Source organism: Desulfamplus magnetovallimortis (genome assembly GCF_900170035.1).
Classification (GTDB): Bacteria; Desulfobacterota; Desulfobacteria; order Desulfobacterales; family Desulfobacteraceae; genus Desulfamplus; species Desulfamplus magnetovallimortis.
The window spans coordinates 144388-150495 of sequence record NZ_LT828556.1; the positions used below are offsets into that span (position 1 = coordinate 144388).

The 6108-nt window shown below is 41.7% G+C and carries 3 protein-coding genes; all 3 read left to right on the forward strand.

The window, feature by feature from the left end; all coding sequences use genetic code 11:
• Positions 1-223 precede the first annotated feature (223 nt).
• Complete coding sequence (locus MTBBW1_RS22030) at positions 224-1027, forward strand: DUF2760 domain-containing protein (RefSeq protein WP_087881820.1); 804 nt, start codon at positions 224-226, stop codon at positions 1025-1027.
• A gap of 68 nt (positions 1028-1095) precedes the next feature.
• A complete protein-coding gene (locus MTBBW1_RS22035) occupies positions 1096-2910 on the forward strand; it encodes an Hsp70 family protein (protein WP_080807284.1) in 1815 nt (604 codons plus the stop codon).
• A 16-nt stretch (positions 2911-2926) separates the two neighbouring features.
• Positions 2927-5764, forward strand: coding sequence for an Hsp70 family protein (locus tag MTBBW1_RS22040; RefSeq protein WP_080807287.1), 2838 nt, complete (start codon positions 2927-2929; stop codon positions 5762-5764).
• Positions 5765-6108: the final 344 nt, after the last annotated feature.

Sequence of the window (6108 nt, forward strand, 5' to 3'; positions counted from 1 at the left end):
GCCCCCTTCAGAGTTGAGGTTTCAAAATTATTTGCTGAAAATTTATAGTATTCTATATGATTTTCGTCAGTCATGAGTTCACCTGGAAAAAAATATGTAGGGGTGCCCCTTTGTGGCTGCCCTTCAAAATTGGGATGCCAAAATCCTTTTCTGGAAATCTATAGCCATTTCCACGTTAATAATTTAAATCTGACAAAAAAATAAACAAACAGGAGAATTGAATTTGGAAGGTACTAAGGCATATGCCACCAGATCCCTGGTGGTGATAACTCTTTTGATGATGTTGTGTGGAGGGTTGACAGGTGTTGGGCTCTATTTCGGATTAAAGCATCTTTTGCAAGTATTAACACCCGGAACTGGCGCAGCAATAGTGATTCCTGGTATTGATGTGAAAATAATGATACAGAGCCTTTCTGATGTGGCGCACTCTGTTGAGATGCTTCTGATCAACTATTTTTCTTGGATTGTTCCATCTGTAGCGGCTTTCTGTCTAATTATTTCTCTTGTTCTATGGTTTGTTTTGAAATTGTCTGTTTCGTCATTGTTTGCCAATGATACAAACTCTTCAACTGTAAAAACATTGCAGGATTTGCCTGAAAAGGAAGTAAAGAAAGAGTATGCAGATCAAAAAATTGAACAGGAAAGAAAGAAGCGAATTTTTTTGCATTTTCTTTCAGTCTTGCAGCGTGAAGGTCGTTTGCTTGATTTTTTTGCCGAAGATCTTTCTTTGTATGATGATGAACAGATAGGCTCTGCTGTGCGAAGTATTCAGGAGGATTGCAAAAAGACAGTTGAAAAATATCTTGGCCTGGCCCCGGTGATTGATGAGGAGGAAGGTGAGTCAATTGATGTCCCATCAGGTTTTGATCCGGATGCCATAAAACTGACAGGTAATGTGTCCGGCGAGCCTCCATTCAGGGGTATCTTGCGGCATCGGGGCTGGAAAGCCGCAAAAAAAGATGTGCCAAGGCTTGCTGATGTTCGTGATCCGTCAATTATTTCACCTGCAGAAGTTGAGCTTGAGTAGATAAAAGTTGAGCTTGTTCAGATAAAAGGTTGAGCTTGTACAGATAAAGAAAAAGAGAGGAACTTGCCGTGAAAGATGCCCGTTATATCGTGGGAATAGATCTTGGAACCACCAATACTGTTGTGGCATATGCTGACCTTGACACAGATCGCCCTGCAAAATCTATGGCTGAAATTAAAGTTTTTCAGATCCCCCAGCTCACAGATGCCGGAGTGATTGATAAAAAGGATGCTCTTCCTTCGTTTTTATACATAAAAGAGGGGCATGAGCTTTCATCTGATGCACTTAAACTGCCATGGGACGAGACAACCCCTGTCACAGCAGGGGAGTTTGCAAGAGAAAGAGGTGCAGAAGTTCCTCATAAATTGATATCATCTGCAAAATCATGGCTTTGTAACCAGGCAGTTGACAGGGAGTCTTCCATACTTCCATGGGAAACAAGTGCCTTGATTGATAAACTTTCTCCGGTTCAGGCATCATGCGCTCTGCTTTCCCACATAAAAGATGCATGGAACCATGAAATAGCTAAGGATTCTGATTCTCTTCGTCTTGAGAACCTGGCAATTTACCTCACAGTTCCGGCATCTTTTGATGCTGTTGCAAGAGAGTTGACGGTAAAGGCAGCTCACATGGCGGGGCTTCAGGATATTATATTGATAGAAGAGCCCCAGGCTGCTTTTTATGCCTGGATTGACAAGTCCGGGGATGGTTGGCGTGATAATGTGGAAAAAGGAGATCTTGTACTTGTTTGTGACATAGGTGGAGGAACAAGCGATTTCAGCCTTATTGAAGTGAATGAGGGAAAAGATGGATTTCTGGAGCTTGAAAGAGTTGCAGTGGGTAAACATCTTCTTGTGGGAGGGGATAATATCGATCTTGCATTGTCTTATTTTTTGGCAGCCGGTCTGAAAGAGAAGAAAAAAAAGCTGGACTCATGGCAGATGAGGGGACTTGTTCACTCGTGCCGGAAAGCAAAGGAAAAACTTTTGTCAGGTGATGATATTGAAGAGTATCCTGTCACTGTTCTTGGTAGAGGCTCTGGCCTGATTAAAGGAACTATCAAGATAGCTCTTGCCATTGAAGATCTTCAGAAAGTTGTTCTGGATGGTTTTTTTCCTGTTTGTAATCTTGAAGTGGAACCTGCATCTGCAAGTTCCACAGGTATGAAAGAGTTTGGATTGGCATACGAGGCAGATCCTGCAATAACAAGGCACCTTGCAAAGTTTATTTCATCTCACAAAGATGACAAGGGGAGACCCAAACTTCCCACTGCCGTTGTATTTAACGGCGGAGTTATGAAGTCTGCTATTATAAGGGAGCGCATCATGGAGGTTCTGGCTAGTTGGCAGGAGTTTGCAGGTCAAGGAACTATTCGTGAAATTGATGCTGTTGATTTTGATTTGTCAGTTGCATGGGGGGCATCTTATTATGGACAGGCTGCCCGTGGAGATGGAATCAAGATTCGTGGAGGGTTGGGAATGTCCTACTATATGGCCATTGAAGCTTCAATGCCTGCTGTGCCCGGAATGCCCATGCCCACCAGAGCCTTGTGCATTGCCCCTTTCGGCATGGAAGAGGGCAGTCATGCAGAAAGCAGAGATCGCCTTTTTAACCTTGTGGTTGGGGAGAAAGTAAACTTTGATATAATGACTTCATCCACCAGACATGAAGACAGTGTAGGAAGTGTTATTGATAACTGGGAAGATATGGATATAGAAGATTTGACTTCCATTGAAACACAGCTTGATGGTGAAGGAGAAAATTTTATTCCGGTTACATTTGAAGTGAAGGTCACTGAGGTTGGAACTCTTGAGTTCTGGGCATGTTCAAGGGATGATGATCGCAAGTGGCGTCTTGAGCTTAATATCAGGCCAAAGGATTGATGAGCAGGAGATAATTTTGGACTTTAAGGATAAACGATATGTAATCGGGATTGATCTTGGCACTACAAATTCCGCTGTCTCTTACGTGGATATGAACCGCCTTGAAGGAGATCATGCAGCAAGAAGTATAAAGATTTTTAATGTTCCACAGCTCATAGGTGCTGGTGAGTTTGCTCCGGTGCCTGTGTTGCCTTCTTTTTTGTACATTCCTGGTGAGTATGATATCTCAAAATCATCCTTTAGACATCCTTGGAAGCGGGAGTCAGATCTCTTTGTCGGTCTGTTTGCAAGGGACCATGGCGCACAGATTCCTTCAAGGCTTGTCTCATCCGCAAAAAGCTGGCTTTGCCATGCCAGAGCTGATCGTGAGGCACCAATTCTTCCATGGGGGGCAGATCATAAAGAAAAAATTTCTCCTGTGGCAGCAACAGCAGAGTATTTGCGCCATATTCGAAAAGCATGGAATCACTCTGTCAAAGATGAAGATCTTTTTCTTGAAAACCAATACACAGTGATCACTGTTCCTGCATCCTTTGATGAATCGGCAAGGGAGTTTACCCTGGAAGCAGCAAAAATCGCAGGATTTGGAAAGGATTTGACTCTTCTTGAGGAGCCCCTTGCTGCATTTTATGCATGGCTTATAAAGCATGAGTATGATTGGCAAAATTATGTCAAACCAGATGATTTAATACTGGTTTGTGATGTTGGTGGAGGAACAACGGATTTTACTCTTATTGCTTTGAAAGAGGCTGAAGGCACTCCTCGGTTTGAAAGGCTTGCTGTGGGAGACCATCTTATTCTTGGTGGAGACAATATTGATCTTGCATTGGCAAGGCATGTGGAGTCAAAATTTTCCAGAAGGGAACCCTTAACTCCTGATAAGTGGAAAACTCTTGGACATAAATGCCGTGCAGCCAAAGAGAAGCTTCTTGCAGGGGAGCAGAGTTCTCAAGATAGTGCTACTCGTATAACCTTAAAGGGGGAGGGGCGTTCTCTAATTGCTGGCACCCTTTCTGCTGATTTAACAACATCTGACCTGAAAACTATTCTCTGCCAGGGATTTTTCCCTGATGTGGAGCCATCACGTGATGCTATTAAGAGAAATGTAAAGGCTATGGCGGAATTTGGTTTGCCATATGAACAGGAGCCGGCTATTACCCGTCATATTGTATGGTTCCTTGAAAAACACCGTGATAATATTCAATCAACACTTGGCAAGGAGCCAATGCCGGATTTTATTCTTTTTAATGGCGGCTCATTGAAACCGGCTCTTTTACAGGACAGAATAAGGTGTGCAATCAGAAAATGGTTTGCATGTAAAGACGGCTTACTGCCCATTTCTCTTGAAAACAGTGAACCAGACCTTTCGGTTGCATTGGGAGCGTCATATTATGGTCTTGTTAAGCAGGGAGCAGGTGTTAGGGTTGGCAGCGGAAGCCCCAGAAGCTATTATGTCGGGATCAATACACAGGAAAAATCTGATACCGAGGTTGATAATCAACAATCATCATTTTCAGAAATATTAAAGGGTGATGTTACTCCAGCTTCAAAAGCTGTTTGCATTGTTGAGAGGGGCCTTGATGAAGGTTCTGTAATCTCTTTGCCTGAAATGGAATTTGAAGTCATCACAAATCAACCTGTAGAGTTCAGCATGTTCAGTTCAAGTTTTCGTTCTGGGGATAAAAGCGGAGATATTGTTGATATTGATGATTCGTTAACACCAATGGCACCTCTTAAAACAGTCATAAAATTTGGTAAAAAAGGAGAAAAAGCTCAGATTCCTGTGCGCGTAGAACCTCAATATACTGAAATGGGGACTCTTGCCATGTGGTGCAGATCGAGTATCACGCCTCACAGGTGGAAGTTACAGTTTCAATTGCGTGATTCCATAAAAGGAGAGGCAATGGAAACTGAGGTGTATGATGATGAACTTTTACAGGAAGCTCGCAATCTTATCTCCAGTGTTTTTTCTACCGTTGATGATTTGGCTCGTTTGTCATCTATTGTTAAGCAGATAGAGACTTTGGTTGGCAAAAAAAAATCCCAATGGCCACTATCTTTTTTAAGGCTTATTGCAGATTATCTTATATCTAATGCTGAACTGAGATTAAATAGCCCGGAACATGAAATCCGATGGCTTAATTTAACAGGCTTCTGTGTAAGACCAGGCTTTGGAGATGCATTTGATAAAGAGAGGATCAGGCAGTTGTGGAAAATATATCTAAAGGGATGCCAGTTTCCAAAAGGAAAACAGAATGCTGTTGAATGGTGGATTTTTTGCAGACGTATTGCAGGGGGATTGAATGCCGGTCAGCAACGCCAGTTTTTTCAGAATATTTCACCGTACTTATTGTCTGACAACCATAAGAGAAAGCTTTCAACCCAGGAGATAACAGAGATATGGATGGCTGCGGCCAATATGGAGCGTCTTCTGGTAAAGGACAAGATCTCTCTTGCAAGAAAACTGTTACCACAGTTGAAACCAGGAAAAACGCCTCGGCAGTTTTTCTGGGTTTTATCCAGGTTTGGGGCAAGAGAACTCCTTTATGGCTCTGTGGATAGAGTTGTTCCTGCAAAAGAGGTTGAAAGCTGGATGAAAAAAATTGCTAAAAACAGATGGGCATCACAGGATCATCCTGTTTATGCCATGGTATTATGTGTGTTGCGAAAAACCGGTGATCGAACAAGAGATGTTTCTGAAGAGTTACTTGAATGGGCTAAATTATGGATTGTAGGATTAGGTGCTTCAAAAAACGAATTGATAGTTTTAGAGCAGCCTATTCCCCTTGAGTCAGTTGAAGAGACTGCCATGTTTGGGGAAAGTCTTCCCCAGGGACTTATTGTTAGGTGTTAAATAAAGAACCTGTAAAAAGTCTGTTTTAAATAATTTTTTAAGCTGCAATTTGTTGATGAATATAACTATCTGAAATTGTTAGTATTGATTTTAGTTGTATTTGTTTTTTACGGGATCAATAAAAAAAATGCAGTGGCTTTTAAAAAAGTGTTTGACATCCGGTCTGAAAATTTATATATTCATCAGGTCTTTTTGAGACGGAATAGCTCTTCTCAAAAAAAGGAAAGAGCAGCTCTCGAAAAGATTTTTTGTTTTTAGATGTCTTTTTGAAAATTATTTGAAAAGGCTTCCTGAGAAGACAAAAGATAGAGTAGTAATACAATATTGGTGATAAAATATTGTTG